The sequence below is a fragment of the Pseudomonas sp. SIMBA_067 genome, from assembly GCF_046534675.1.
Taxonomy (GTDB): Bacteria; Pseudomonadota; Gammaproteobacteria; order Pseudomonadales; family Pseudomonadaceae; genus Aquipseudomonas; species Aquipseudomonas putida.
In genome coordinates this window covers 1-1,473 of the sequence record NZ_JAWRYH010000031.1, presented here as the reverse complement: position 1 = coordinate 1,473, position 1,473 = coordinate 1, and the positions used below count along the sequence as shown (strand labels likewise).

1 rRNA gene is annotated in these 1,473 nt (G+C 52.9%); it reads left to right on the top strand.

The window, feature by feature from the left end:
* Positions 1 to 1,420: ribosomal RNA gene (locus tag SB765_RS27895) — 23S ribosomal RNA — on the top strand; the annotation flags it as partial.
* Positions 1,421 to 1,473: the final 53 nt, after the last annotated feature.

Genomic DNA, 1,473 nt, shown 5'->3' with positions numbered 1-1,473 from the left:
AATCTTAGGCAAATCCGGGATTTCAAGGCCGAGAGCTGATGACGAGTTGCCATTAGGCGACGAAGTGGTTGATACCATGCTTCCAAGAAAAGCTCCTAAGCTTCAGATAACTGGGAACCGTACCCCAAACCGACACAGGTGGTTAGGTAGAGAATACCAAGGCGCTTGAGAGAACTCGGGTGAAGGAACTAGGCAAAATGGCACCGTAACTTCGGGAGAAGGTGCGCCGGCGAGGGTCAAGGACTTGCTCCGTAAGCCCATGCCGGTCGAAGATACCAGGCCGCTGCGACTGTTTATTAAAAACACAGCACTCTGCAAACACGAAAGTGGACGTATAGGGTGTGACGCCTGCCCGGTGCCGGAAGGTTAATTGATGGGGTTAGCGCAAGCGAAGCTCTTGATCGAAGCCCCGGTAAACGGCGGCCGTAACTATAACGGTCCTAAGGTAGCGAAATTCCTTGTCGGGTAAGTTCCGACCTGCACGAATGGCGTAACGATGGCGGCGCTGTCTCCACCCGAGACTCAGTGAAATTGAAATCGCTGTGAAGATGCAGTGTATCCGCGGCTAGACGGAAAGACCCCGTGAACCTTTACTATAGCTTTGCACTGGACTTTGAATTTGCTTGTGTAGGATAGGTGGGAGGCTTTGAAGTGGGGACGCCAGTTCTCATGGAGCCATCCTTGAAATACCACCCTGGCAACTTTGAGGTTCTAACTCAGGTCCGTTATCCGGATCGAGGACAGTGTATGGTGGGTAGTTTGACTGGGGCGGTCTCCTCCCAAAGAGTAACGGAGGAGTACGAAGGTGCGCTCAGACCGGTCGGAAATCGGTCGTAGAGTATAAAGGCAAAAGCGCGCTTGACTGCGAGACACACACGTCGAGCAGGTACGAAAGTAGGTCTTAGTGATCCGGTGGTTCTGTATGGAAGGGCCATCGCTCAACGGATAAAAGGTACTCCGGGGATAACAGGCTGATACCGCCCAAGAGTTCATATCGACGGCGGTGTTTGGCACCTCGATGTCGGCTCATCACATCCTGGGGCTGAAGCCGGTCCCAAGGGTATGGCTGTTCGCCATTTAAAGTGGTACGCGAGCTGGGTTTAGAACGTCGTGAGACAGTTCGGTCCCTATCTGCCGTGGACGTTTGAGATTTGAGAGGGGCTGCTCCTAGTACGAGAGGACCGGAGTGGACGAACCTCTGGTGTTCCGGTTGTCACGCCAGTGGCATTGCCGGGTAGCTATGTTCGGAAGAGATAACCGCTGAAAGCATCTAAGCGGGAAACTTGCCTCAAGATGAGATCTCACTGGGATCTTGAATCCCCTAAAGGGCCGTCGAAGACTACGACGTTGATAGGTTGGGTGTGTAAGCGCTGTGAGGCGTTGAGCTAACCAATACTAATTGCCCGTGAGGCTTGACCATATAACACCCAAGCAATTTGCGCCTAAGACGCCAAATTGTGGTGGTGAAGATGA